Source organism: Rossellomorea sp. ABR4_012 (assembly GCF_056159545.1).
This window is the reverse complement of sequence record NZ_JBSWVK010000004.1, coordinates 114,464-135,967: the sequence shown is the minus strand read 5'-3', so window position 1 is coordinate 135,967 and position 21,504 is coordinate 114,464. Positions and strand designations below refer to the sequence as shown.

Sequence of the window (21,504 nt, the reverse complement as noted above, 5' to 3'; positions counted from 1 at the left end):
GATCGGAAGTGAGTCAGACATATGAATAAAATACAGAAGCTGTTGGCCAGGGGAGAGTCTCAAGAAATACAGCAGCTATATAACTACGTAAATAAGGTGAAAAATCAAATTTCAGCATCTGCAAGTTCGGTCTACATCATTCAGGGCGGGGAAGTGATCGGGGAATGGTATGAAGGGATAGATCCTTCATCACATAGAAAAGTAGACGAAGCGACACGTTATAATGTCTATTCCGTGCGTAAAAGCTACATAGGGCTTGCTGCAGCAATCCTGATTCAAGAAGGGAAAATCGCCGGTTTAGATGAACCGGTTGCCACCTTTTTGGGGGAAAATGAGCTCTACAATGGGATAACGATCCGCCATCTTGTGACCCATACGCACGGACTGAATGATGACCAGGTGGAAATTGCGATGTCAGACCCCGCGGGGACAGTATGGGATTACAACGGCGCAGGTCTCTCTTTGTTGTATAAAATCATCTTGAAGGTATCGGGCGCAACGGTAAATGAAATCCTTACAGAGTGCGTATTCAATCCTCTTCAATTTACTGAAACCGGATGGGAAACAGAACCTGGGCAACATCTCACAGCGGATGTGAATGAGAGAAATGAGCCGGATATCAGGATTGAAGATCACACTGGTTTTGAAAGAAATTTATTCGTCAGTACAAGAGAACTTGCTCATTGGGGATATTTTCATTTAAAAAAGGGACGTATCGGAAATAAACAATATCTTCCAGAATCTCTATTTGAAATGACAACTGCCATTCAGACACCTGAACAACTAAGGAATACTCCGCAAAATGGATTCTTTTGGTTCCGTAATGAGAATGCTTTTGAGAATAGTGAATTGGGTGAAGAGCTGCCGGCTGGATCGTATCAAATTCTCGGCGCATCAGGCTGTACCTGCCTTGTCATTCCGAAATATGATGCTGTGGCTGTGCGCATGTACAACAAAAGGGGAAACCCTCCGGGCTATGATTATCTTAAAGATATCAAATATTTCGGTAATATGGTGAATTCGATGTTAGCATATAGACACCAGGTATCTGTTAAAACCAACTGTTGATGATAGTGAGAGGGAATGAATTAATCTGAGGTATAACGGAGCGGTTGCCTCCTCATTTATTATTAATGTAAAGCATCATTTTTTCAACGGCGTCCCAATTTCAAAAAGTGAGGGAGATTTCATGAAAATTCCAAGTCACCTGCTCGCAACAGATAGACTGAGTTTACGAGAAATGATGGAATGCGATTGGAAAGAGGTTCACGATTACGCATCTCTGGGATCTGTCTGTCAATATCAGCCCTGGGGTCCCAATACGGTTGAGGATACGAAATCGTTCATAAAGGAAGTAGTGGCTGATACATCAAAAGACCCTAGAACCCGCTTTGTGTTTGCAATTGTGACGAATGATGATAACCGCCTGATCGGTGCAGTAGAATTGAATATACGTGATCTTCACCATAAAAAGGGTGAAATAGGCTATATCGTGCATCCTGATTTATGGGGTAAAGGCATTGCTTCGGAAGCAGCTAAATTAATGATTGAAGTAGGTTTTACACACTTTCATTTGCATCGGATTCAGGCAACTTGTGATCCCAAAAACATCGCTTCTTCCAGAGTGTTGGAGAAAATCGGCATGAAAAAAGAGGGAGTTCTCCGTGAACACCTCTTGATTAAGAGCGGCTGGCGGGATTCTGCCATTTACAGTGTCCTTGAGAATGATAATAATGAACCATTATAGAGAAGGAGTTAGGATAATGCCTAATGCTGTGCTGCCAAAAGTCAGATTGAGAGAGTTAATAATGGAAGATGTGGATGACAGATATCAATGGTGTCTGGATTCTGACGTTACAAAGCACTTAAATATGCCAGATACCTATCCCCCTTTTACACGGGAAGAAACAACCAAATGGATTGAAATGTGCATCAAACGGACAAACGGCTATGAGCAGAAAGCCATTCTCACTGAAGAAGGCGTCCATATCGGCTGGATTGATTTAAAAAATATCGATAAAGTCAATAAACATGCGGAACTGGGAATAGCGATAGGCAATAAATTTTATTGGGGAAAAGGGTATGGACAAGCTGCCATGAACGAGATGTTAAAGTGGGGCTTTACTGATCTTGGATTAAATAAAATATGGCTTCGTGTTGAAACGGATAACGAAAGGGCAATCAAGTCATACAGACAACTCGGCTATATTGATGAAGGGATTTTGCGACAGGATAGACTTAGAAATGGCGAATACGTTGACCGTATCAGAATGAGCATACTCAAGAATGAGTTTTTCACTTAAGGCGATATGAAGTTTTTTTGGAGGAATGATGATCCAACATTCAAGTATCTGAAGATTTCATTTAAGATGATGATTTGCTGCCTGTTATTCATGCCACTCCTAGTCATTTTGCTGCGACTGACAAAATGGATCAGTGGACATCTTTTTCGTCATGAGTTTTTTAGGTGCAATCTTATTTACCCAGATCACTTTTGTCTTACTGATTATTACTTTTATTTTGAAAATACTAAATAGAGCTCCCCGACAATAATGAACCAACCTTTAATTACATAAGATTTTTTAAAGGGGGGATCTCTATTGTGAAACCCGAGAGGAATAAAAAGAATCAATTTAAAATTCAGCATGAATACAGACAGAAATTAAGGGATAAGGAAAGAAACAGATCCTCATCCGCGGAAGTCATCATTGTTGCGATCATCTTATATGCATTTATCATTGCTAAATGGATATTATCATTAAACTGAAGCAGTTCAATTTGAGATACACAAATTGGGCTGTTTTTTATTTACAAATAATACAATAAATGAAACTTTTCAGAAATTTGTCCGTATGTACGAGTAAAGACTCTGGAAAGGGGATGGGTATCATTAGACGAATTTATCTCATGTTACTAACCATTCCTGTATTATTGCTAATCAGCTGTTCAAAAACAACGACTCTAGAAGATATTGAAAACTGGAAAATACCTTCCCAAACTTCCATACAATTCACCCATAATGGACAGACCTTTCACGTCATTCCTCTATATGAAGAAGTGTTGAATTATACAACTACTGCAAAAGAAGATCTTTCCTTGAACACAAATGACTTGTACTTTAATAAAGTACTTGAGCCTTTCCAGGATAAATTAGATGAAATGAACAAAGATGCAGGCTCCTATTATTTTGATTATTTTTTCCTATCACAAGAAGTTGAGAAACTTGAAGAAAACACTGTTGAGCTTTTGCAAAAGCAGCAACAGACTAATGAGTCGATCAAAGCTTCACTGATAAAATCCTCTGAACATATTGCCGGCGGTGACAAGGTGATATTTTTGCTTCCAAGCAATCCGGAAATGACCGTTATCCCAGAAAAGATGGAAGGGATTTCGGGAGTTAAATTTAGTGAAGAAGTTATTTTGCTTCAGATCGACCCTGCATTTACAGAAGAAGCTGTAAAATATACTGTAGCTCATGAGTATCATCACGCCATAAACATGGAAATGAAGGGTATGCAGATTGAACCATTAATAGGGTTGACCCTCAATGAAGGAAAAGCGGATTCTTTTGCGAGAATTGTCTACCCTGACTATCATGCACAATGGACTGAGCCGTTACCGAAGGCTTCGGAGGAAGCTGTATTGGCAGAGTTGAAGAAGAATCTGGACTCATTTGATTTATCAATTTACCATGAGTTCTTTGGAGGTGAGCCATCTAAAGGGCTGCCTCATTGGTCTAATTACAGAATTGGATTCAGTATCCTGCAAAGTTATTTGGACGCCCATCCGGGGACTGCGGTTGAGGAATGGACTAAGCTGGATGCAGAGGAAATACTTAAAGGAAGTGAGTTTAAGCATTTAGTAGAATAATGGGCATAAACAAAAAAGCATTGAATTAAACGATTCAATGCTCTCTTATCGGTCACTGCCAGTCCCTGAATATCAAATCAGATGATACAGGTTTTTTGCCGATTTCCCTGGACCACACTGATAATTGACCGATGTGGTGAACTTCATGGGTAATAATATGAAGGAGGATTTTTTTATAAGGCAGGTCATATGTGACGCCTTTACGCGAGGTAAACATAAAGTGCTGTTCATTCATGTCAGCTTCAATAATATTCAATAAATCCCGGGTGATTTCTTTCGTTTCGTTTGAAATTATGATGATTTCCTCAAGAGTTGTAGTCTGATTAAATTCTTTCTTTAAGAGCGGTGTCCCGTTCATTTGACTGATCCAGATCCGTTCGCAATTAATAATATGGAGCAAGTTATGCAAGATACTGCCCATGCCACCAATCCGTTCCTTCGTTAATTCTTGATCTGGGACATTTTTGCACCATTCAAACCACTCTTCCCTTACTTGCCAATTGTATGAAAAAAGATTGATCATTGAACTGAACTCCTTATCTATTATTATTTAGAATAGAATCTAACATGTTTAACCTTTATTTTCCATATTTTATATACTATACTATTCTTACAATAAATCAATATCTTATGATTTTTAAAAGAGGAGGACGCCGAACATGATTTATGTTGTCAGACATGGAGAAACTGATCTCAACAAAGAAGGCAGGCTTCAGGGAAGGAACGGATTGCCTTTAAATGAAGAAGGAAGGAAGCAAGCTGAGCGTTTAAGAGAACTTTTAAAAGAGATCACTTTCGATTATGTTGTTTCTTCTCCGCAGGAAAGGGCCATACAGACCGCTGAGATTGCAATGGGCATTCAGCCGAGCATTGAGCCCCGGCTGGATGTTTTCGATTTAGGGGAAGCCGACGGATTAAGGAAGCATGAAGTAATGTTGGATGGCATACTTCCCGACAGGAAAGTATACAAGGGAATGGAAGATATTCAAGATTACATAAAGAGAGTATTCAGCTTTATGGGTGAGCTGGAGCAGAATTATGATGGAAAAGATATGAACATATTTTTATCCGGGCACAGATGTACGACTGGCGGCATAGGCGCATATTTTGAAGGTGTGCCTGAAGATCAGAATATATTGAGGTTTTCTTCAAACAATGGTGATTACAAAAAATATGAGTTTGACAGAAAACGTACTGCGGAAAAATTGAATGTTAAATAATAACTGACCATTCATAGTATATATGTTGTTGATTATCAGTTTTACAATAGGAAACTTGTGAACATACTTTAGTAATCTTCAGTAATTTCTAATCTCAGTTGCTGTGCTGGTGTTTATGTCTGCGGAGACTGGATTTTAAGTTAAGTATAAACAGAAGGCTGAATGAAATGAATACAAAGTTTAAAGGAGGCAATTAAATGAATAAGAGGCTTATAAGAGTGGGGACAACTTATATACCGGTAAATGATGTGGCGCGTGCTGCAGACTGGTATACAGTAAACCTGGATGCGTTGGTGAACTATAAAGACGAAGAGAAAGCCATACTTAATATGGCCAATCATAGTTTGTTTCTTGTGAAGGCAAAAGAGGGACAAACGGCGAACTTTTATGATTATAAGAGTCAGGAACGATTTTCGATGACGTTCGAAGTGGATGGATTAGAAATGTTACATTCGCTTCATGACCGTTTTACTAAGAAAGGAATTCAAGTCAGTGAAATAGAGAACAGAGGACATGCGGGAAGAAACTTTGTATTCACCGATCCCGATGGTAATAAGTTTGATGTTTGGAGTGAATTAAGTCCGGTTTTTAAAGAGCGGTTTCTTCAAACAGACAAGTAGTATTCATAAGATGGAAAGTCGTGTTTCTTTTAAATAATAGGAAAAGGCTCAGATTAGTTGACTCATGGTCTTATTGTGAAGATAAAAATTTGACCGTCTTTATATAAATCAATTTGAAAACTCAACAAAGATGGGAATAGGACCGAAAATTCAGGTCCTTTTTTTGTTTGGCCAAATGATATTTATAACAACTTGGTCACCCATAAAATAAATTGTGTGATTAAGGAGCTTTCACAAAAATCAGGAAAATTATGTTAAGATTAAAAGTGATTTTTGAATTTTCTACTTATTTTCTGAGGGTCTCTTGAAAAAGATAGTAGATGCATTACATGACATAAAGCAGGGGAAGTCACATGAATTTACATTATGAAAATATGAAAAAGGGAAGTTCTAAGCAGAAAAATGCTTACAAAGCTATTCAATCATTGAATGTGCTGACGGATTTACATCAATTTCATCCAACTGTATGTGGAACGATCCCTATTGGTATAGATATAGAAACTTCTGATTTGGACATCATTATGGAGGTGGATGATTTCCAATTCTTCGAAAAAGAAGTTCTTCGATTATATAAAGGGAATGAAAATTTTATGATGAAACGTAAGATCATCAAGGGATCTTATGTCGTCAAAGTGAATTTTACATATCGGGGCTTTGAATTTGAATTATTTGGCCAGTCACAGCCCGTTATTAAACAAAACGCTTTTTTACATATGGTAATTGAGCATGCCATTTTAGAAAGCAGACCTAAGCTGAGAAAAAGGGTGATTGATCTAAAAATGGAAGGGCGTAAAACAGAGGAGGCATTTTGTGAACTGCTCGACATCAGCGGTGATCCTTTTGAAGGACTAATTCATTATGGAATAGAAGAAGGAATCATAAAAATTGACGACTAGGGGGGAATAGAATGCAAATGCCTACACATATCGTGGCAGTTGGAGGAATTGTTGAAGACAGAAAGGGGAATGTTCTACTGGTAAAAACGGTTCATAGAGGATGGGAGATTCCGGGTGGACAAGTAGAATCAGGAGAAAACCTGACGGACGCGTTAATAAGAGAGATAAAAGAGGAAAGCGGTATAGATGCAGACGTTTCGCAAATGATCGGTGTATACTCAAACACCGGAAGGTATATATGGCATGATGGTGAAACAGAAGTGCCCACCAAGGTCATGTTTGACTTTGTTTGTCATGATAAAGGCGGAGAGCTTGGTATCTCTGAGGAAACCACCGATAGTCGATGGGTGGAAAAAGATAAAGTGCTGGAATTCATTGAATCTCCTGCAATACGTACCCGTTATCAAGCTTATTTGGATTTTAAAGGAAAAATTAATTATATGGAGTATGTGACTAAGCCTGAATTTGAGTTGAAAGTAAAAAGGACAGTGTGAAGTCAGTATGATGAACAAACAGTAAACAGCAGACTTATATTTTTAAATTCAAAGCGGACAAAGGAATTAAGGGTTGTAATAACATAGAAGATGAATTTAGAGATTAAAAAACGGAGTGGTCACATGATTATTAGAAAAGTACACACTGAAGACGCTGATCAATTAATTAATTTAATCCAGGTAGTTGAAAAACTTTCGGAATTCATGCTCATGGAACCCGGTGAACGCAAGACTTCAACAGAGCAGCAAAGAAAGATGATTGAACGAATACAAAAGCAGGAAAACGCTGTGATCTTAACTGCAGAGAAGGATGGTAAATTAGTTGGATACCTGATGGCGATTGGCGGGTCTGTAAAAAGGACAAAGCATTCAGCTTTTCTTGTCATCGGAATCTTGAAAGATTACAGAGGTCAGGGAGTGGGTACTGCACTATTTCAAACGGTGGAAAAATGGGCAAGGAAGAGTGGAATTTTACGACTGGAACTTACTGCAGTCACCAGGAACAATCCTGGAATAGCACTCTATCGAAAGAGCGGATTTGAGATAGAGGGCACAAAGAGAAATTCTCTGATCATCAATGGTGAATTACATAACGAATACTATATGTCCAAATTACTTTAACCAGCTAAAGGCCCATCCCTCGTGTATACGAACGGGTACATGGGATATTTGCCAATCAGGGAAGTCTATCCATATGCCGGATATGAATTAGAATATAATCCTGTAATCTATGGGCCGATTGCTTCGCTATGGATGCCCCCTTTGGAAACAACGGCAGAGACCGTGGTTAATAAAGTGATTAAGCTGCATGAAGGAAATGTAAAAGGAGAATGATGTATGAACGAATTCAGATGGATAGGGAGTCAGAAAAACTATATTGACGAAATTCATGTGCAATCACTTGAGGAAGAGATGGTGATCGGTTTATTTGGGGGGAATTCAACAGCGGGACAGTATAAAAACGAAGATGGTTGTCTTGTATGGTACTCCCCGGGAGAATGGGAGTTTGCCGTCATTCTGGATGGTCATGACTCAGCAGAAAGTGTCGAGCTGGTCCTCGAAACGATCGGAAATAACAAAGAAATTGTTCACAAAATCATAAATAAACAAATCTTTGAATCATTCCTTGGGTTACAAGATTTTATAGTCGGAACGTTTAAGAGTGACAGTTTTAGAGAGAAAGCCAATAAAGTCCAAGGAGAAACTGCCTGCTTATTTGTCCTGAGAAAAGAAAATTATTTATGGTGGTTTTCAATTGGTGACTGCATTCTTCATGTATTCCATCCCGAATTGTCTTCTCTGGGAGAATTTCAGCAGAATCACAGAAGTTTTTATGAATGGGTTGGAAATAACAGTACATTCAATAAGCCGGTACCCAGTTACAGCTCCGGGATAAAAGAATTGAGAACAGGGGAAAATCACATATTTTTGACAACGGACGGACTGACAGAATGTTTGAATACACATTATGATAACCCCCGAGAGATCAGGGATGAGTTCGGTGGAGGGGCAGTTGAAGAAGGGGTACATAAACTTATCAACCAAATTAAGAGCAATCAAGTTAAGGACAGCACAACGATCATTACCTGGAAGGTCATGAATAAACGGGATGCTACGATGCCGAGTGATCTAAAATAGATCCTCGGAGATCCTGTCGTTGATTGCCTCAGGGCTTCCAATAAGTCAAAATTGAAACAATTTCAACCTACCTGAAACCAGTAGATTATCATTTCGGATTATTTCCAGAAAAATGAAACTTTTGATGTTCCAGATCCGTATAATTACCATAGCTCATAAGGGGGTAATGACAATTGATAAGAAGATCTTGTCGGTGGTAATCACGTTAGCTGCATTATTATTACTAAATTACTCATTTGTATTTTTCTTTAAGACCAATTTCGTTGATTATTCATTTTTAGTAGGAATCATCGGGGCTGTCGGCATTAAATTTTTCAATTCTACAGGAAGTTTCACCGGCCGTCACATGGATATGAAGCTGAGGGGGACTACGGGAATCAAGCAAGAAATCCAAGAACAAAAATTCACACCTACAATCGGTTTTTATACGGCGATCGGCTACACTGTGGTTTCGGCCATCGTTCTGTTTATCTATTACATGGATTATTTTATTTCGTGATATTTCGATCTGTTAGGAGCGCTTTTTTTAAAACGGAAACGTCTGGAAAACAGTGGGGTTGATTCTCTATAGTATTTCCTGGTCGGCATTTTTCCTACTGATCATTATCAAAAGAAAAATATCCAATATCAAACATAGGTGATAGAGAATGAATCAATTATTAATAGGTAAAATTGAAGCTGAAATAGGAAGAATATCTGCAATCCGATTGATGCCGGAACAAGGCTGCACGTCGAAGGTGCATCGGATAGAAACAATGGAACATTCATACATAGTGAAAAGCTCCTTCAAGAAAAAATACAGAGATTGGTTACAATCGGAAGCAAAGATATTGAAAGGGCTTCGATCCCAAACTGTACTTGTCCCCGCATACCATGCTTTCATTGAGGAAGAAGAGGCAAGCCATTTGATCATGTCTTATGTAGATGGCGTTTCTCTCACCTCTGCACTCAAGCAAGCGGGCACTTTGTCAGAAAAGAAATATCTGATTAGGAGTTTTGGAGAGTTCCTGAATCGATTTCATGATAATGAAGCGGTTCGGTCTGATAAGGGCAGCGACTGGCTTGAAGATCAATTAACTCTTGCAAGAATGTATGTGGAAAGCGGACAGTCAGAAGGGGATTTGAATCTGCTAGAAGAGATCATTTCCAATAAACCTGACCGTGTTCAGCAAACCATGATCCATGGAGACTGCACAACGGATAATGTCCTTGTAGTGAATGGAAAAGTAGAGGTATTCATAGATGTTGCGGGAATGACTACCGGGGATCCACGATACGATGAAGCATTAGCTATACGGAAATTCCTCCAACATCCTGAATACATGGAGGCTTTCTATCAGGGATATACGAGGTACCGGCTATCAAACTCAGAATATAAATATTTTGAAGAAGGGCTCTATATGTTTTTCTAAAGTGTTAGAAAGACACATCATCTTTATTCTTTATATAAACCAGTTCGTCGTCATTCCTTTTTACCGCTATCAGCCAAGATATGAAAACGATAAAGCTAGTGAGGGTAGTGCATTATGGACAAATTAAAACAAAAATCACTCGAAATGGTACAGCTCTATAAACAAAATCCAAAGGTGGAATCCATCCTTCTCGCTGGATCAGTCTCACGGAACTGGCAAGATGAACATTCGGATATTGAATTGCATATCCTATGGAGCGAGCCGCCAAACGATGATGATCGACATGATCCTATAAATAAGGTGAATGGATCGATTCTTTCTTTTCATCCATACGAAGATGAAGAATGGTCAGAAGCTTATCTGACCAATGATGATATAAAGCTTGAAATCAGCAGCTTTCTAACTGCAACGGTCGAACGGGTTATTGACGATGTGATAAGAAATTTTGAAACGGATTACGATAGGCAATGCATAGCTGCTTCGGTTTATTATGGGCAGCCAATGTTCGGTGAAGAAAAAATCAACGAAATGAAGAATACTCTTCATACATACCCTGAAGAATTGTCGAAGGAGATGATCCTAGAAAACCTTCAATTTGGCAACAGATGGGACAACCGTCAGGCTTTATTAAAAAGACAAGACTGGCTCATGCTGTACAGTGTCATGTGTGAAGTACAGAAAAAACTGCTTGGTACATTATTCGGCCTTAACAAAATGTTTGTTCATCATCCTTCTTTTAAATGGATGCAGCATAGTATCAATCTAATGAATGTAAAACCGGATGATCTTTACGAGCGAATGACAGATATTTTATCTGGAAAGCCAGAGAACAGTGTGAAGGGACTGACTGATTTAATAGAGGAAACGGTTGCACTTGTGGAAAAGCAGTTTCCTGAATTGATCAGCAGTGAGCTGAAAAGAAAATTTGTATTTAAGAAGTGAAAGAGGACTTTGTTATAGAAAAAGGAGTTCGTCATGAAAAGAAAATTTATTGGAGCCGTGATCATCACATGCAGCCTCTTAACAACTGCAACGATTGCAAATTCTATAGCGTTTCATAACGCAACGCAGTCGTGTGTAGATAATTATAAAACACCTATTGCTAAGAAGGATTTTTTTGCCTTCAATTGGTCAGTAAGCTGTCGGTGACTAGTAATCTGAGCTGTGAAAGAGGAACAAGCGATTTTGCTTCTGTTTCCTCTTTTTTTTATGCACATATTCTTCAAACCGGAAAATAATCTATTCTGGTGCTCCAATCAAATAAGAATTCATCCAGAATGGACCGTTCGTCATGACCTCAATGGAAGAAATACGAGAAGCCTTTAATGACTTTTTAATTGGTAAATTCGGTCCTGCAGCCAAATAAAGAAAGATACTTTTTATCATTCATACATATAAGTTAGAAAGAACGTAAAAAAGAGGTGGAACAATGGATATTTTCGAAGCCATACAGACAAGAAGAAGCATGGGACTTGTGAAAGAGGAACCAGTTCCTAAAGACGTCATTGAAAAAATTCTGACAGCCGGGAATTGGGCTCCCAGTCATCACCGTACAGAGCCATGGCGCTTTTTTGTCATGACAGGAGAGGGACGGAAGCCCCTTGGTGAAGCACTTGTAAAAGCTGCACATGAAAATATGGACGATCCTGAGGAGGAAGAAAGTAAGAAAAAGCTTGAAAAAACAGCGGCGAAGCCGTTCCGGGCCCCACTGATCATCGCAGTTGCCGTCGAACCAAACGACAACCCAAAAGTCATCGAAATAGAAGAATACGGAGCAGCATATGCAGCTATTCAAAACATGCTGCTGGCAGCACATGCACTTGGGATAGCTGGGATTTGGAGAACCGGTAAACCCTGCTATCACGGTGCAATGAACGAACTTTTCGCCTTGTCGGATAGAGGGAAAGTGCTCGGCTTTCTATACTTTGGATATCCTAAGAGAGAGGCACCTGCAGGGAAACGAAAAGATGTCAGCGGTTGTGTAGAATGGCTTGGTGAGGAGGGGGATTTTGATCAATTGAAGAAGAACGGATAGTTGGAGAAGTCTAATAGTTAGAATTGGTTCTGACATGTATGGGGGCTAGCCCGTGATCGATAAGAAGAGAGTGGGATGATCAAAGTTGAGGTCTAGTTAAAATGAAAAAAAGTGAATTAAAAGTGAGCAAATTTATTTAAAAAAGTCCTCGGAAAGCATTTTCCAGGACTTTTTTATGTGGTACATAAGAGTATTCACAGGAAATTCAATTTATATCTTTATGGATCATTCTCATACAGCTTGATGAATGCAAGCCATTTACCATCCATTTTTGGATTTTATGAGTTTTTAAACATCCATTCTAATCTAGAGCACCACACATCGGTGATATCTCATAAATCAAAAAATATATCCAATACCCTTGAATATATAAGTACATTATTATATATTAATACATGAATGAAGTCGGGAGGTGTTTTATGTATGGAAGTTTATGCTGTTGATATCGATCACACTGCAAAGGTATTGAAGTTATTAGGGGATAAGACCCGCTTAACTATGGTCAAAATATTGGATACGAATGACTGCTGCGTATGTGAGTTTGTTGAGATATTCAAAATGAGCCAGCCTGCGATCAGCCAGCATGTCCGGAAATTAAAAGATGCCGGTATTGTAAGGGAAAAACGAAAAGGTCAATGGATCATTTATTCTCTTAACAGGGAAAGTGATGTCTTTCCCATGGTTCAAAGCCTTCTAAATCATCTTCCTAATCAGGACTTCAAACTAGAGGAATTAGAGGAACAAGGTTTACGCATCTCATGTGAATAATAGGAGGTAACGATTTACGATGATAGTTTTGGCATCCGTGATATTTCTTATCACACTCGTCCTGGTCATCTGGCAGCCTAAGGGACTGTCGATCGGATGGTCTGCCTGCGGAGGAGCCATCCTTGCCCTGATCGTCGGGGTAGTAGACTTTAATGACGTAATCGATGTTACATCGATTGTCTGGAATGCGACTCTTGCATTCATTGCAATCATCATTATTTCACTCATACTTGATGAAATTGGATTTTTCGAATGGGCTGCCTTACATATGGCGAGAGCAGCCAAAGGGAACGGAGTACGCATGTTTGTGTATGTTTCCCTATTAGGCGCAGTCGTGGCAGCATTGTTCGCAAACGATGGAGCCGCACTTATATTGACTCCGATCGTGTTGGCAATGGTGCGTAACTTGAATTTTAGTGAAAAACTGGTGTTTCCGTTTATCATTGCATCAGGTTTCATTGCAGATACGACTTCACTTCCATTGGTAGTGAGCAATCTGGTCAACATCGTGTCTGCAGACTTTTTTGATATCGGATTTGTGGAGTATGCTTCAAGAATGATTGTGCCGAACTTCTTCTCTTTAGGAGCAAGTATACTCGTTCTGTTCTTATTCTTTAGAAAAAGCATTCCAAAGGATTACGATCTTTCACAATTGAAAAAACCAGTGGAAGCCATCAAGGATCATAAGATGTTCCGTTTATCCTGGTACGTATTAGCTGTTCTATTAGTAGGTTATTTTGCAAGTGAATTTATCGGGGTTCCGGTATCGATCATTGCAGGGATCGTAGCAATCTTCTTCTTGTTCATGGCGAGGAGGAGCCCGGCAGTGAATACGACAACGGTTGTCAAAGGAGCACCTTGGGCGATTGTTTTTTTCTCTATCGGGATGTATGTGGTAGTATACGGCCTGCGTAATGTCGGTTTGACAAATGTCTTAGCTGACGTGATCCAAATGACTGCCGATCAAGGATTATTTGCTGCAACTGTCGGTATGGGATTCATTGCGGCAATCTTATCCTCTATCATGAATAATATGCCGACCGTCATGATTGACGCATTGGCGATTGCAGATACAGATACCACAGGCGTGATGAGGGAAGCATTGATTTACGCAAATGTCATCGGCTCCGACTTAGGACCGAAGATCACCCCGATTGGTTCGTTGGCTACATTGTTATGGCTTCATGTTCTCTCACTTAAAGGAGTGAAGATCTCATGGGGGACATATTTCAAAACAGGTATCATTCTGACCATCCCAACATTGTTCATTACTCTCGTTGGACTCTATATATGGTTACTCATTATCTAATACACAATAAAGGAGAAATGCATCATGTCTAAAAAAACAATCTACTTCTTATGTACAGGAAACTCTTGCAGAAGCCAAATGGCTGAAGGTTGGGCAAAAAAACATTTAGGTGATGATTGGAATGTCTACAGCGCTGGGATTGAGGCGCACGGTTTAAATCCTAATGCCGTAAAAGCAATGAAAGAAGTTGACATCGATATTACCAGTCAAACTTCAGACATTATTGACCCTGAAATCCTTAACAATGCTGACCTTGTTGTTACACTTTGCGGTGACGCAGCAGATAAATGTCCAATGACGCCCCCACAAGTTAAGCGCGAACACTGGGGTTTTGACGATCCAGCTAAAGCAGAAGGTACAGAAGAAGAGAAATGGGCTTTCTTCCAGAGAGTGCGTGATGAAGTAGGAGAAAGAATTAAACGCTTTGCTGAAACTGGTGAGTAAAAAAGAATAACCAAGAGAAATGGTTCTCTTGGTTATTCTTTTATCTACCATATAAGCGCGTGCTTATATACAACAATTAAAGGAGAATGATTATGAAGAAAATTGAGATTTTTGATCCTGCTATGTGCTGTTCGACAGGAGTATGTGGACCAAGCATAGATCCGGAATTAACAAGAGTCGCTTCAGCCGTTTATTCTTTAGAGCAAAGAGGTTTCAATATTTACCGTTATCAATTGACAAACCAACCGGATAAATTCACTGAAAACAAATCCGTCACCAATCTCCTTCAAGAAATTGGTCCTGATGCGCTCCCGATTATTTTAGTGGACGGAGAGGTTACAAAAACCGGAAGTTATCCGTCTAATGAAGAGCTTTCAGAATGGTTTAACGTCAAAGCTGAAGAATTAACCGAAAAACCTAAAATCCGTTTGTCACTAAATTTACAATCTCGAAAGTAAGAAAGGGGGATATTATGTTTAAAACTTTCAAGCCAATTCATATCACCCATACTCCATTTTTATTCTTAACCGGCAAAGGCGGTGTTGGGAAAACATCTACGGCAAGCGCGACTGCAGTGGCACTTGCGGACAGCGGAAAAAGAATACTGCTCATCAGTACAGATCCGGCATCGAACCTTCAAGATGTTTTTGATGTGGAATGCACGAACACTCCGACACCTGTCCCACAGGTAGATAATCTGTCCATCAGCAACCTGGACCCTGTAGAATCTGCCAGATCCTACCGTGAAAAAGTGGTGGGCCCTTATCGTGGAAAGCTGCCTGACTCTGTCATAGCTGCGATGGAAGAACAGTTATCCGGGGCATGTACGGTTGAGATGGCCGCCTTTGATGAATTTACTGGGTTGCTTGCCAATAAAGAAATTATCAGCCAATTTGATCATATCATATTTGATACAGCCCCTACCGGACATACATTGCGTTTGCTTCAGCTGCCATCTGCCTGGGACGGATTCCTCCGGGAAACCACGCACGGCGTTGCCTCTTGCTTGGGACCATTATCAGGATTATCCGACAAAAAGGATATCTATTCGAAAACCGTTGACGTACTGAGCGATCCAAAACAGACTACGCTCTTTCTTGTTACAAGACCAGATGTTTCATCTCTTGCTGAAGCTGATCGGGCATCTCGAGAGTTGAAGGGAATCGGTATAAATAATCAGCATTTGATCATAAATGGTCTGCTTCAGAAGTATTTGGAAGATGACGTAGTATCGAGTTCCTTCTATACTAAACAACAAAAAGCACTTTCCGGGATGCCTTCTGGGCTGAAACAAATTGAGGGCTATTCGCTTCCGTTTGTTTCATATTCCCTTACTGGTGTCGAGAATTTGAGACTTTACTTAAAGCGGTACAGTACTCCACCTTTAGAAAACAAGCATGAAATGGAGGAAGTGAATACTTCAAGACTCAGTGAGTTAATTGATGCAATTTCTGCAAAAAAGTTGATATTTACAATGGGGAAAGGCGGAGTAGGTAAAACCACGGTTGCCTCGGCAATCGCAGTTGGATTAATTGAAAAAGGTCATCATGTTCATTTAACCACGACTGACCCTGCCGCTCATTTGACTTATCAATTTCAAGAAGAGAAGCTAAATGAAAGGTTGACCATCAGCCGCATCGATCCTAGACAAGAAGTGGAAAAGTATAAGCAAGAGGTACTGGAGAAAGCCGGACAGGAATTAGATGCTGACGGTTTAGCTTATTTAGAAGAAGACTTGAATTCGCCTTGCACAGAGGAAGTTGCTGTCTTCAATGCATTCAGTAAAGTTGTTTCCCGTTCGGATAAGGAAATCGTTGTAATTGATACTGCACCAACAGGGCACACCATTCTATTGCTCGAAGCTGCAGAATCGTACAGCAAAGAAATTGAGAAATCGAGCGGGGAAGTATCCCAAAGTGTCAAAGACTTACTACCAAAAATACGAGATCCTAAAGAAACGGCGGTTGTGCTAGTAACTCTGCCTGAAGCGACTCCTGTATTGGAGGCAAATAGATTGCAGGAAGATCTAAAGAGAGCTTCTATTCTTCCGGAGTGGTGGGTCATTAATCAAAGCCTGTTGGAAACAGGTACGATAGATCCTGTATTAAAAGGGAAAGCTATGTCAGAAAAAGAATGGATTACCAAAGTAAAAGAGGACTTCGCAGAAAAAACTGCCGTTATTCCTTGGATGAAAGAGGAAAAAACTGGCTACACCAAGTTGAAAGACTTTGTAAAGTAAGAGAGGAGAGAGATCATGAACATAACCGATAGAGCCAAAGCGATATTGCAAGGCGTATTAGAACAGCAAGGCGCCAATGGTATCCGTTTGACCACTGTAAGCGGCTGCTGCGGACCACAACTTTCAGTATCACTGGATGAACCGGAAATCACAGATCAGGTTCAGATGATCAATGATATACGAGTAGCCTTTGATTCAAATCTTGACTTGACAGATGAAATAACGATCGATGCAGAAAAAAATGCAGATGGCGAAGGGCTTGTATTACTAGGATCAAGCAACTGCTGCTGACTATTCTATAAAAGGCGGTTTCCCAAAAAGAAATCGTCTTTTTTATCTACCAGTATAAGAAGGAATATTGTAGAGGTTTAGTGAAAAAACTGCTGAAAGTGTTGATAAATAAGTATAGTTGAAAAGAATAATCTCAGAACTTTATTGAAATAAATAATATTTTATAGTAGGGCAGGAGGGAGAAAAAATCCAACCCTACCCTTGCAGGTCCAAAGGGATATTAAATGAGATGGAATATAAATCCTGAAACAGTAGACATCAAGACTACGGAAAGAATAAATATGATGACAAGCTCTTTCTTGAAAATCGACTTCAATAATATCACTTCAGGTAAGCTTGCTCCTGCAGAACTAATCATCATAGCCATGACAGGTCCGAGTGCCATACCTTTCACTATCAATATATGGGAAACCGGTATCATGCTTGATAATCGAATATATAGAGGGATGCCAATGACAGCAGCCACCGGGATCAGCCACAAACGGTCTTCACCGAAGTAATCTGAAATCCATACCGTCGGAATTAAACCATGAATCACCGCACCAATCGCTGCACCGAGAACCAGATAGGGATAAACACTCTTCATCAAATCAAATGTTTCTTTAATTGCCAATTTGAAATCGAATTTTTTGGAAGTCTCTTCGTAACCTGACATCATTACATTTTTTATATACTTGTCAAAACCGAGTGCTTCAAGGGTAAAGCCGATGACGATTGAGATTATAGCGGTAACGACTGTGTATATGATGGTTACTTTCCAGCCTAATATAACACCCATAATTGTCAATATCGTAGGGTCCAGAACAGGAGAGGCGAATAGAAAAATCATCACAATACCAAACGGCATATTTTTCTTCAGCATGTTTACAATCACCGGGATTGTTGAACATGAACAGAATGGGGTGATGAAAGCAAAAACAATCGCAGCAACTGCACCTATGAATTTGTTTTTCCCAGATAGCTTTTTCTCAATTTTTTCATAAGGAATGACACCTTGCAAAAGATTGATAAAAAACGAAATCGCAATAAATAAGACTGTTAATTCCAACGCAATAAATAAAAAACTTCCGATCATTTCTCCCCACATATGAATACCCCCTAAATGAAATATAAATATATTTTATATTAAATCAAAAAAAATTGATTTATAAATCAAAAAAAATTGATTTAAAGAACAAATCAATTAGCTGCAATTAGTAGGTCTGAATAAACAACATAGCTCCTCTGACAATAAATGATTAATTTCTGTCTGATCCAGTGAGTAATAACTCCACGTCCCCCTTGCTTCTTTTTTAATGATATTGGCATCCAGCAGGATCTTTAAATGATAGGATAATTTTGATTGAGGCATTTCCATTAATGGAGCCAGGTCACAGACACACATTTCTCCTTTTTCTGTAAGTATGTGCATGATCTGAAGTCGTTTTTTATCTGCAATCGCTTTAAACTTTTGCTCATATTTTTCAAAAATCTCTTGTTTAGGGATATCCTTTAAAGGGATTTCATTTTTCATGTTTGCACCTCCATGTAACCATCAATTTTTATTGATGGTATTATCATATACCCAATTTTTTCTTGCGTCAATTATTAATATCAAACTTTTTTGATTTACCTCTTTACTATATTCAAATTTAATAATATTGAAACAAAGAATGATGAAAATATAATATCGATTTTTTTTGATCAATAGTTGCTTTTTGATTACTCTGCTAATATACTGTGAATATAAATCAAAAAAAGTTGATTTATCTAAATGATATACAAGGGGATGAAAACAATGAATGTGATCAAGTTCTTATTCAGCGGGCGAGAAAGTAAGACAGAAGGGTGTTGTGGAGTTCAAATCGAAGAAGTCAAGGAAGAAAAAGTTGAGGAATGCTGCACCACAGATAAACAAGAACAATCAGCCTGCTGTTAACATTAAACTGGAAAGAAGGGGAAGTACCTAAATCGGTGCTTCCTTTTTGGTGTGCCAGGCATGATCATCAACTAGACGGTAATTCCACTTATGAAGTGTGTATACTTTTTAACTTCAATAGTTGTGTAGATTAAAAGTGCTGGAAGGATTTTCTCTTCACTTAAGCGAATGTGTAAAGTATACCAATATACAAAGGGGAGTTTTTCTATGAGTACCACTTTTGAAAACAAAGAAGAAATCTCAGCATTTATAGTGGCAAATCGGAAAAATTTTCAGGGGAAATTACTTTCAGAAGCAATCAATGTCGCGAGTAAGATCAACGATATTTTGGAGAAAGGAAATATAGATCTCCTTAAGAACGCTGAGAAACTGGCATTGTATGTTGCTGAGGGTCATGAAGAAGAGCTAGTTGAGTTTGCTAAAGTGGAAGGTGTCGCTTGGGCGGAACATTCTCTTACTCTTTCATTCAAACTTGAGTGGGTTCAAGCAATAAGGCGTACGATATGGCATTTTCTTTATGAATTTGACAAGATGCAGGATTCGGAAATCAACCGAGAACGATTCTTTGAGTTGGAGAAACGAATCAACGATCACGTAGATCATTTCCTGAATAGCTTCTTCATCAGCTATTCAGATTATAAAGACGAGCAGCTGTTATCCCAAAGAAAGCTGGTTGAGCATTTGTCGGTACCGATTATCCCGGTCAGTTCATACATTGCAGTACTTCCGCTTATTGGAACGATCGATTCGTATCGAATCCAGACCATTGAAGAGAAAATTCTAATGAATATAGCTTCCTTGAAAATACAAACCTTAATCATAGATATGTCCGGTGTAGCAAATATGGAAATTGACGTCATTGTCCACCTGCAGAGGTTATTAGGAGGCATTAACATGATGGGATGTGAAGCCGTCCTAACCGGTTTACGGGTTGATTTAGTGAGAAAAATGATTCATTCAGGCGTCAGCTTTCAACAAGATGCATTAACAAAAGGCACACTGCAGCAGACGTTAAAGGAGTATTTGGTGCTGGAGCCGGGGGAGTAAGCATCTGGAGAGTCTTCTGAAGAAATACTATTATGTAAACACCTACAAGTTGCTTCACTTTCATTAACATAAAAAATGTATAAATAAGCTTATAACGAGGGGACAAAACCATGAGAGAAATCACATTTGACGATATATACACAATTGGAGATGTGATAGTTGAAAATGATTTGTACAGACATGTGCACTATCCTGAAATGCTCATCCGATATGATAGCAATTTCTTGGAATTCAAGTCGATGCCGTCTGTAGAGCAATTTGAGTCAGCGGCAAAGTATATAAGAAAATTTCATCATGATAGAGGACAGAAGCACGTGAAGTTTTATTTTCCTCCGAATGTGGAAATTCCATTCGAACTTACGGATTTCTTGAAACGTGAAGGTGTAGATACCGGTTTTATGGAGCTGTATTCTATTAAACCTTGTGAATTTCCAAAGAAAGGTTTAATGCAAGGAATCGAGGTCAAGGAAGTCACTGAAAATGATTTTGAAAAATTCATTTCGCTCCAATATGTGCAGGACCTCGAATATGGAAAAGAGTTCGCTGATCAAAAAGTCGAGCTTCACAAAAGACAATTCAAAGACCCATCCCTTGTTCAGCTTCTTGCTTATTACAAAGGAGAGCCCGCCGGTGCGGCAGATGTTATCATTAACGGAGATACCGCGGAAATTGATGGATTTTTTGTCCTGGAAAGATGGCGGGGGAAAGGGATCGGCAGCTTTATACAACAGTATGTGATGGACCGGTTCCATGACAAAACCATCATACTGGTTGCAGATGGAGAAGATACACCACGGGAAATGTATCAAAAACAAAAGTATCGTTACTTAGGCTTCCAATATCAGGCCCAGAAAGTTTTTGAAGAAAATTAAGTTCTATAGGCATGTTTCAATTTTGAGCGGTGTAATTCCATTTTCTATCAATAATCATATAAATAAAAGTAACACCTCCCGTACATACTAAACGTATGTTCGGGAGGTGTATTCGTTGGAAAGTAAAGATTTTGAACAAATCTATGAACAATACAAGCAAGAAGGCGCCCATCATCTTCAGCAGGAATCTTCACATTCCGCTGATACTGGTGCGGAAAAAATCGTCGCGATCCGTAAAAATGGGGATGATGATATCATCGCATTTAAAACGGAGAGCGGACGTGAACTTGATTACCTGACGGCACTCGATGAAGCAAAAGCAGGGAAGCTCTCCCATGTCGATGTCTTTCACCGTTATGGAAGGGACATCATCCGCAGTGAACCCGATGGAATTGAAGAGAACAACCTAAATAATCTGCCACATTTTTAGG

Annotated in this window: 29 protein-coding genes and 1 pseudogene; 27 read left to right on the top strand and 3 right to left on the bottom strand. The window is 39.2% G+C overall.

The genetic code is table 11. The annotated features are described in order from the left end of the window. Nucleotides 1-21 precede the first annotated feature (21 nt). The 5 genes from ACXAFV_RS16735 to ACXAFV_RS16715 all read left to right on the top strand — a co-directional run bounded on the left by ACXAFV_RS16735 (nucleotide 22) and on the right by ACXAFV_RS16715 (nucleotide 3,870). Nucleotides 22-1,068 carry a serine hydrolase domain-containing protein gene (locus tag ACXAFV_RS16735; RefSeq protein WP_475128150.1) on the top strand — a complete coding sequence of 349 codons (1,047 nt, stop codon included), beginning with the start codon at nucleotides 22-24 and terminating at the stop codon, nucleotides 1,066-1,068. A gap of 121 nt (nucleotides 1,069-1,189) precedes the next feature. Then, on the top strand, nucleotides 1,190-1,747 hold the full coding sequence (locus ACXAFV_RS16730) for a GNAT family N-acetyltransferase (protein ID WP_475128149.1): 558 nt from the start codon (nucleotides 1,190-1,192) through the stop codon (nucleotides 1,745-1,747). A gap of 16 nt (nucleotides 1,748-1,763) precedes the next feature. Then, nucleotides 1,764-2,303 (top strand): GNAT family N-acetyltransferase, encoded by a 540-nt coding sequence (locus ACXAFV_RS16725; RefSeq protein ID WP_475128148.1) that lies wholly within the window; start codon nucleotides 1,764-1,766, stop codon nucleotides 2,301-2,303. 299 nt (nucleotides 2,304-2,602) lie between these two features. Beyond that, nucleotides 2,603-2,767 (top strand): hypothetical protein, encoded by a 165-nt coding sequence (locus ACXAFV_RS16720; protein ID WP_475128146.1) that lies wholly within the window; start codon nucleotides 2,603-2,605, stop codon nucleotides 2,765-2,767. Nucleotides 2,768-2,907: 140 nt separating this feature from the next. Continuing rightward, complete coding sequence (locus ACXAFV_RS16715) at nucleotides 2,908-3,870, top strand: DUF2268 domain-containing putative Zn-dependent protease (protein ID WP_475128145.1); 963 nt, start codon at nucleotides 2,908-2,910, stop codon at nucleotides 3,868-3,870. A gap of 52 nt (nucleotides 3,871-3,922) precedes the next feature. Here the strand turns inward: ACXAFV_RS16715 and ACXAFV_RS16710 are convergent, their stop codons facing one another. Continuing rightward, nucleotides 3,923-4,393, bottom strand: a complete 471-nt coding sequence (locus ACXAFV_RS16710) for a DinB family protein (protein WP_475128144.1) — start codon at nucleotides 4,391-4,393, stop codon at nucleotides 3,923-3,925. Nucleotides 4,394-4,529: 136 nt separating this feature from the next. Here ACXAFV_RS16710 and ACXAFV_RS16705 point away from each other — a divergent pair, with 136 nt between their 5' ends. The 18 genes and pseudogenes from ACXAFV_RS16705 to ACXAFV_RS16620 all read left to right on the top strand — a co-directional run bounded on the left by ACXAFV_RS16705 (nucleotide 4,530) and on the right by ACXAFV_RS16620 (nucleotide 17,236). Further along, complete coding sequence (locus tag ACXAFV_RS16705) at nucleotides 4,530-5,090, top strand: histidine phosphatase family protein (protein WP_475128142.1); 561 nt, start codon at nucleotides 4,530-4,532, stop codon at nucleotides 5,088-5,090. Between the two features lie 197 nt (nucleotides 5,091-5,287). Continuing rightward, nucleotides 5,288-5,710 carry a VOC family protein gene (locus tag ACXAFV_RS16700; RefSeq protein WP_475128141.1) on the top strand — a complete coding sequence of 141 codons (423 nt, stop codon included), beginning with the start codon at nucleotides 5,288-5,290 and terminating at the stop codon, nucleotides 5,708-5,710. Between the two features lie 353 nt (nucleotides 5,711-6,063). Then, a complete protein-coding gene (locus ACXAFV_RS16695) occupies nucleotides 6,064-6,606 on the top strand; it encodes a DUF4269 domain-containing protein (RefSeq protein WP_475128139.1) in 543 nt (180 codons plus the stop codon). An 11-nt stretch (nucleotides 6,607-6,617) separates the two neighbouring features. Continuing rightward, nucleotides 6,618-7,100: an NUDIX hydrolase gene (locus tag ACXAFV_RS16690; protein WP_475128137.1), complete on the top strand. Its 483-nt coding sequence runs from the start codon at nucleotides 6,618-6,620 to the stop codon at nucleotides 7,098-7,100. Between the two features lie 123 nt (nucleotides 7,101-7,223). Then, nucleotides 7,224-7,721 carry an N-acetyltransferase family protein gene (locus ACXAFV_RS16685; protein ID WP_475128135.1) on the top strand — a complete coding sequence of 166 codons (498 nt, stop codon included), beginning with the start codon at nucleotides 7,224-7,226 and terminating at the stop codon, nucleotides 7,719-7,721. 24 nt (nucleotides 7,722-7,745) lie between these two features. Continuing rightward, a pseudogene (locus ACXAFV_RS16680) lies at nucleotides 7,746-7,934 on the top strand (hypothetical protein); the annotation flags it as partial. A gap of 3 nt (nucleotides 7,935-7,937) precedes the next feature. Next, a complete protein-coding gene (locus tag ACXAFV_RS16675) occupies nucleotides 7,938-8,738 on the top strand; it encodes a PP2C family serine/threonine-protein phosphatase (protein ID WP_475128133.1) in 801 nt (266 codons plus the stop codon). A gap of 166 nt (nucleotides 8,739-8,904) precedes the next feature. Then, nucleotides 8,905-9,237 (top strand): hypothetical protein, encoded by a 333-nt coding sequence (locus ACXAFV_RS16670; protein ID WP_475128131.1) that lies wholly within the window; start codon nucleotides 8,905-8,907, stop codon nucleotides 9,235-9,237. A gap of 148 nt (nucleotides 9,238-9,385) precedes the next feature. Then, nucleotides 9,386-10,150 (top strand): phosphotransferase, encoded by a 765-nt coding sequence (locus tag ACXAFV_RS16665; protein WP_475128129.1) that lies wholly within the window; start codon nucleotides 9,386-9,388, stop codon nucleotides 10,148-10,150. 114 nt (nucleotides 10,151-10,264) lie between these two features. After that, entirely contained in the window at nucleotides 10,265-11,092 is an 828-nt protein-coding gene (locus ACXAFV_RS16660; protein WP_475128127.1) for a DUF4037 domain-containing protein, read from the top strand. A 328-nt stretch (nucleotides 11,093-11,420) separates the two neighbouring features. After that, nucleotides 11,421-11,516, top strand: a complete 96-nt coding sequence (locus ACXAFV_RS16655; RefSeq protein WP_475128511.1) for a pirin-like C-terminal cupin domain-containing protein — start codon at nucleotides 11,421-11,423, stop codon at nucleotides 11,514-11,516. A gap of 63 nt (nucleotides 11,517-11,579) precedes the next feature. Continuing rightward, complete coding sequence (locus ACXAFV_RS16650) at nucleotides 11,580-12,185, top strand: nitroreductase family protein (RefSeq protein WP_475128125.1); 606 nt, start codon at nucleotides 11,580-11,582, stop codon at nucleotides 12,183-12,185. Nucleotides 12,186-12,608: 423 nt separating this feature from the next. Continuing rightward, a complete protein-coding gene (locus ACXAFV_RS16645) occupies nucleotides 12,609-12,953 on the top strand; it encodes an ArsR/SmtB family transcription factor (protein WP_475128124.1) in 345 nt (114 codons plus the stop codon). Nucleotides 12,954-12,972: 19 nt separating this feature from the next. After that, a complete protein-coding gene (locus ACXAFV_RS16640; protein WP_475128123.1) occupies nucleotides 12,973-14,262 on the top strand; it encodes an arsenic transporter in 1,290 nt (429 codons plus the stop codon). Nucleotides 14,263-14,286: 24 nt separating this feature from the next. Further along, nucleotides 14,287-14,706 carry an arsenate reductase (thioredoxin) gene (gene arsC, locus ACXAFV_RS16635; RefSeq protein WP_475128121.1) on the top strand — a complete coding sequence of 140 codons (420 nt, stop codon included), beginning with the start codon at nucleotides 14,287-14,289 and terminating at the stop codon, nucleotides 14,704-14,706. A 92-nt stretch (nucleotides 14,707-14,798) separates the two neighbouring features. After that, on the top strand, nucleotides 14,799-15,164 hold the full coding sequence (gene arsD, locus ACXAFV_RS16630) for an arsenite efflux transporter metallochaperone ArsD (protein WP_475128119.1): 366 nt from the start codon (nucleotides 14,799-14,801) through the stop codon (nucleotides 15,162-15,164). A gap of 14 nt (nucleotides 15,165-15,178) precedes the next feature. Continuing rightward, on the top strand, nucleotides 15,179-16,945 hold the full coding sequence (gene arsA, locus ACXAFV_RS16625) for an arsenical pump-driving ATPase (RefSeq protein WP_475128117.1): 1,767 nt from the start codon (nucleotides 15,179-15,181) through the stop codon (nucleotides 16,943-16,945). 15 nt (nucleotides 16,946-16,960) lie between these two features. Then, nucleotides 16,961-17,236 carry an adhesin gene (locus ACXAFV_RS16620; protein ID WP_475128116.1) on the top strand — a complete coding sequence of 92 codons (276 nt, stop codon included), beginning with the start codon at nucleotides 16,961-16,963 and terminating at the stop codon, nucleotides 17,234-17,236. A 220-nt stretch (nucleotides 17,237-17,456) separates the two neighbouring features. Here ACXAFV_RS16620 and ACXAFV_RS16615 read toward each other — a convergent pair whose 3' ends face one another. Further along, a complete protein-coding gene (locus tag ACXAFV_RS16615; protein WP_475128114.1) occupies nucleotides 17,457-18,323 on the bottom strand; it encodes a permease in 867 nt (288 codons plus the stop codon). Nucleotides 18,324-18,419: 96 nt separating this feature from the next. Continuing rightward, complete coding sequence (locus ACXAFV_RS16610; protein ID WP_475128113.1) at nucleotides 18,420-18,749, bottom strand: ArsR/SmtB family transcription factor; 330 nt, start codon at nucleotides 18,747-18,749, stop codon at nucleotides 18,420-18,422. Between the two features lie 264 nt (nucleotides 18,750-19,013). Here ACXAFV_RS16610 and ACXAFV_RS16605 point away from each other — a divergent pair, with 264 nt between their 5' ends. From ACXAFV_RS16605 to ACXAFV_RS16590, 4 genes are all read left to right on the top strand, one after another. Beyond that, entirely contained in the window at nucleotides 19,014-19,154 is a 141-nt protein-coding gene (locus tag ACXAFV_RS16605) for a hypothetical protein (RefSeq protein WP_475128111.1), read from the top strand. Between the two features lie 207 nt (nucleotides 19,155-19,361). Next, a complete protein-coding gene (locus tag ACXAFV_RS16600; protein WP_475128110.1) occupies nucleotides 19,362-20,201 on the top strand; it encodes an STAS domain-containing protein in 840 nt (279 codons plus the stop codon). A gap of 110 nt (nucleotides 20,202-20,311) precedes the next feature. Then, complete coding sequence (locus ACXAFV_RS16595; protein WP_475128108.1) at nucleotides 20,312-21,073, top strand: GNAT family N-acetyltransferase; 762 nt, start codon at nucleotides 20,312-20,314, stop codon at nucleotides 21,071-21,073. 115 nt (nucleotides 21,074-21,188) lie between these two features. Beyond that, nucleotides 21,189-21,503: a DUF3892 domain-containing protein gene (locus ACXAFV_RS16590; RefSeq protein WP_475128106.1), complete on the top strand. Its 315-nt coding sequence runs from the start codon at nucleotides 21,189-21,191 to the stop codon at nucleotides 21,501-21,503. The last annotated feature ends 1 nt before the right edge of the window (nucleotide 21,504 follow it).

Bases quoted from the DNA above. Each gene is read 5' to 3' on its own strand.
- ACXAFV_RS16735 (WP_475128150.1), top strand. From the start codon at position 22: ATGAATAAAATACAGAAGCTGTTGGCCAGGGGAGAGTCTCAAGAAATA.
- ACXAFV_RS16730 (WP_475128149.1), top strand. From the start codon at position 1,190: ATGAAAATTCCAAGTCACCTGCTCGCAACAGATAGACTGAGTTTACGA.
- ACXAFV_RS16725 (WP_475128148.1), top strand. From the start codon at position 1,764: ATGCCTAATGCTGTGCTGCCAAAAGTCAGATTGAGAGAGTTAATAATG.
- ACXAFV_RS16715 (WP_475128145.1), top strand. From the start codon at position 2,908: ATGTTACTAACCATTCCTGTATTATTGCTAATCAGCTGTTCAAAAACA.
- ACXAFV_RS16710 (WP_475128144.1), bottom strand. From the start codon at position 4,393: ATGATCAATCTTTTTTCATACAATTGGCAAGTAAGGGAAGAGTGGTTT.
- ACXAFV_RS16705 (WP_475128142.1), top strand. From the start codon at position 4,530: ATGATTTATGTTGTCAGACATGGAGAAACTGATCTCAACAAAGAAGGC.
- ACXAFV_RS16700 (WP_475128141.1), top strand. From the start codon at position 5,288: ATGAATAAGAGGCTTATAAGAGTGGGGACAACTTATATACCGGTAAAT.
- ACXAFV_RS16695 (WP_475128139.1), top strand. From the start codon at position 6,064: ATGAATTTACATTATGAAAATATGAAAAAGGGAAGTTCTAAGCAGAAA.
- ACXAFV_RS16690 (WP_475128137.1), top strand. From the start codon at position 6,618: ATGCAAATGCCTACACATATCGTGGCAGTTGGAGGAATTGTTGAAGAC.
- ACXAFV_RS16685 (WP_475128135.1), top strand. From the start codon at position 7,224: ATGATTATTAGAAAAGTACACACTGAAGACGCTGATCAATTAATTAAT.
- ACXAFV_RS16675 (WP_475128133.1), top strand. From the start codon at position 7,938: ATGAACGAATTCAGATGGATAGGGAGTCAGAAAAACTATATTGACGAA.
- ACXAFV_RS16670 (WP_475128131.1), top strand. From the start codon at position 8,905: ATGACAATTGATAAGAAGATCTTGTCGGTGGTAATCACGTTAGCTGCA.
- ACXAFV_RS16665 (WP_475128129.1), top strand. From the start codon at position 9,386: ATGAATCAATTATTAATAGGTAAAATTGAAGCTGAAATAGGAAGAATA.
- ACXAFV_RS16660 (WP_475128127.1), top strand. From the start codon at position 10,265: ATGGACAAATTAAAACAAAAATCACTCGAAATGGTACAGCTCTATAAA.
- ACXAFV_RS16650 (WP_475128125.1), top strand. From the start codon at position 11,580: ATGGATATTTTCGAAGCCATACAGACAAGAAGAAGCATGGGACTTGTG.
- ACXAFV_RS16645 (WP_475128124.1), top strand. From the start codon at position 12,609: ATGGAAGTTTATGCTGTTGATATCGATCACACTGCAAAGGTATTGAAG.
- ACXAFV_RS16640 (WP_475128123.1), top strand. From the start codon at position 12,973: ATGATAGTTTTGGCATCCGTGATATTTCTTATCACACTCGTCCTGGTC.
- arsC (WP_475128121.1), top strand. From the start codon at position 14,287: ATGTCTAAAAAAACAATCTACTTCTTATGTACAGGAAACTCTTGCAGA.
- arsD (WP_475128119.1), top strand. From the start codon at position 14,799: ATGAAGAAAATTGAGATTTTTGATCCTGCTATGTGCTGTTCGACAGGA.
- arsA (WP_475128117.1), top strand. From the start codon at position 15,179: ATGTTTAAAACTTTCAAGCCAATTCATATCACCCATACTCCATTTTTA.
- ACXAFV_RS16620 (WP_475128116.1), top strand. From the start codon at position 16,961: ATGAACATAACCGATAGAGCCAAAGCGATATTGCAAGGCGTATTAGAA.
- ACXAFV_RS16615 (WP_475128114.1), bottom strand. From the start codon at position 18,323: ATGTGGGGAGAAATGATCGGAAGTTTTTTATTTATTGCGTTGGAATTA.
- ACXAFV_RS16610 (WP_475128113.1), bottom strand. From the start codon at position 18,749: ATGAAAAATGAAATCCCTTTAAAGGATATCCCTAAACAAGAGATTTTT.
- ACXAFV_RS16605 (WP_475128111.1), top strand. From the start codon at position 19,014: ATGAATGTGATCAAGTTCTTATTCAGCGGGCGAGAAAGTAAGACAGAA.
- ACXAFV_RS16600 (WP_475128110.1), top strand. From the start codon at position 19,362: ATGAGTACCACTTTTGAAAACAAAGAAGAAATCTCAGCATTTATAGTG.
- ACXAFV_RS16595 (WP_475128108.1), top strand. From the start codon at position 20,312: ATGAGAGAAATCACATTTGACGATATATACACAATTGGAGATGTGATA.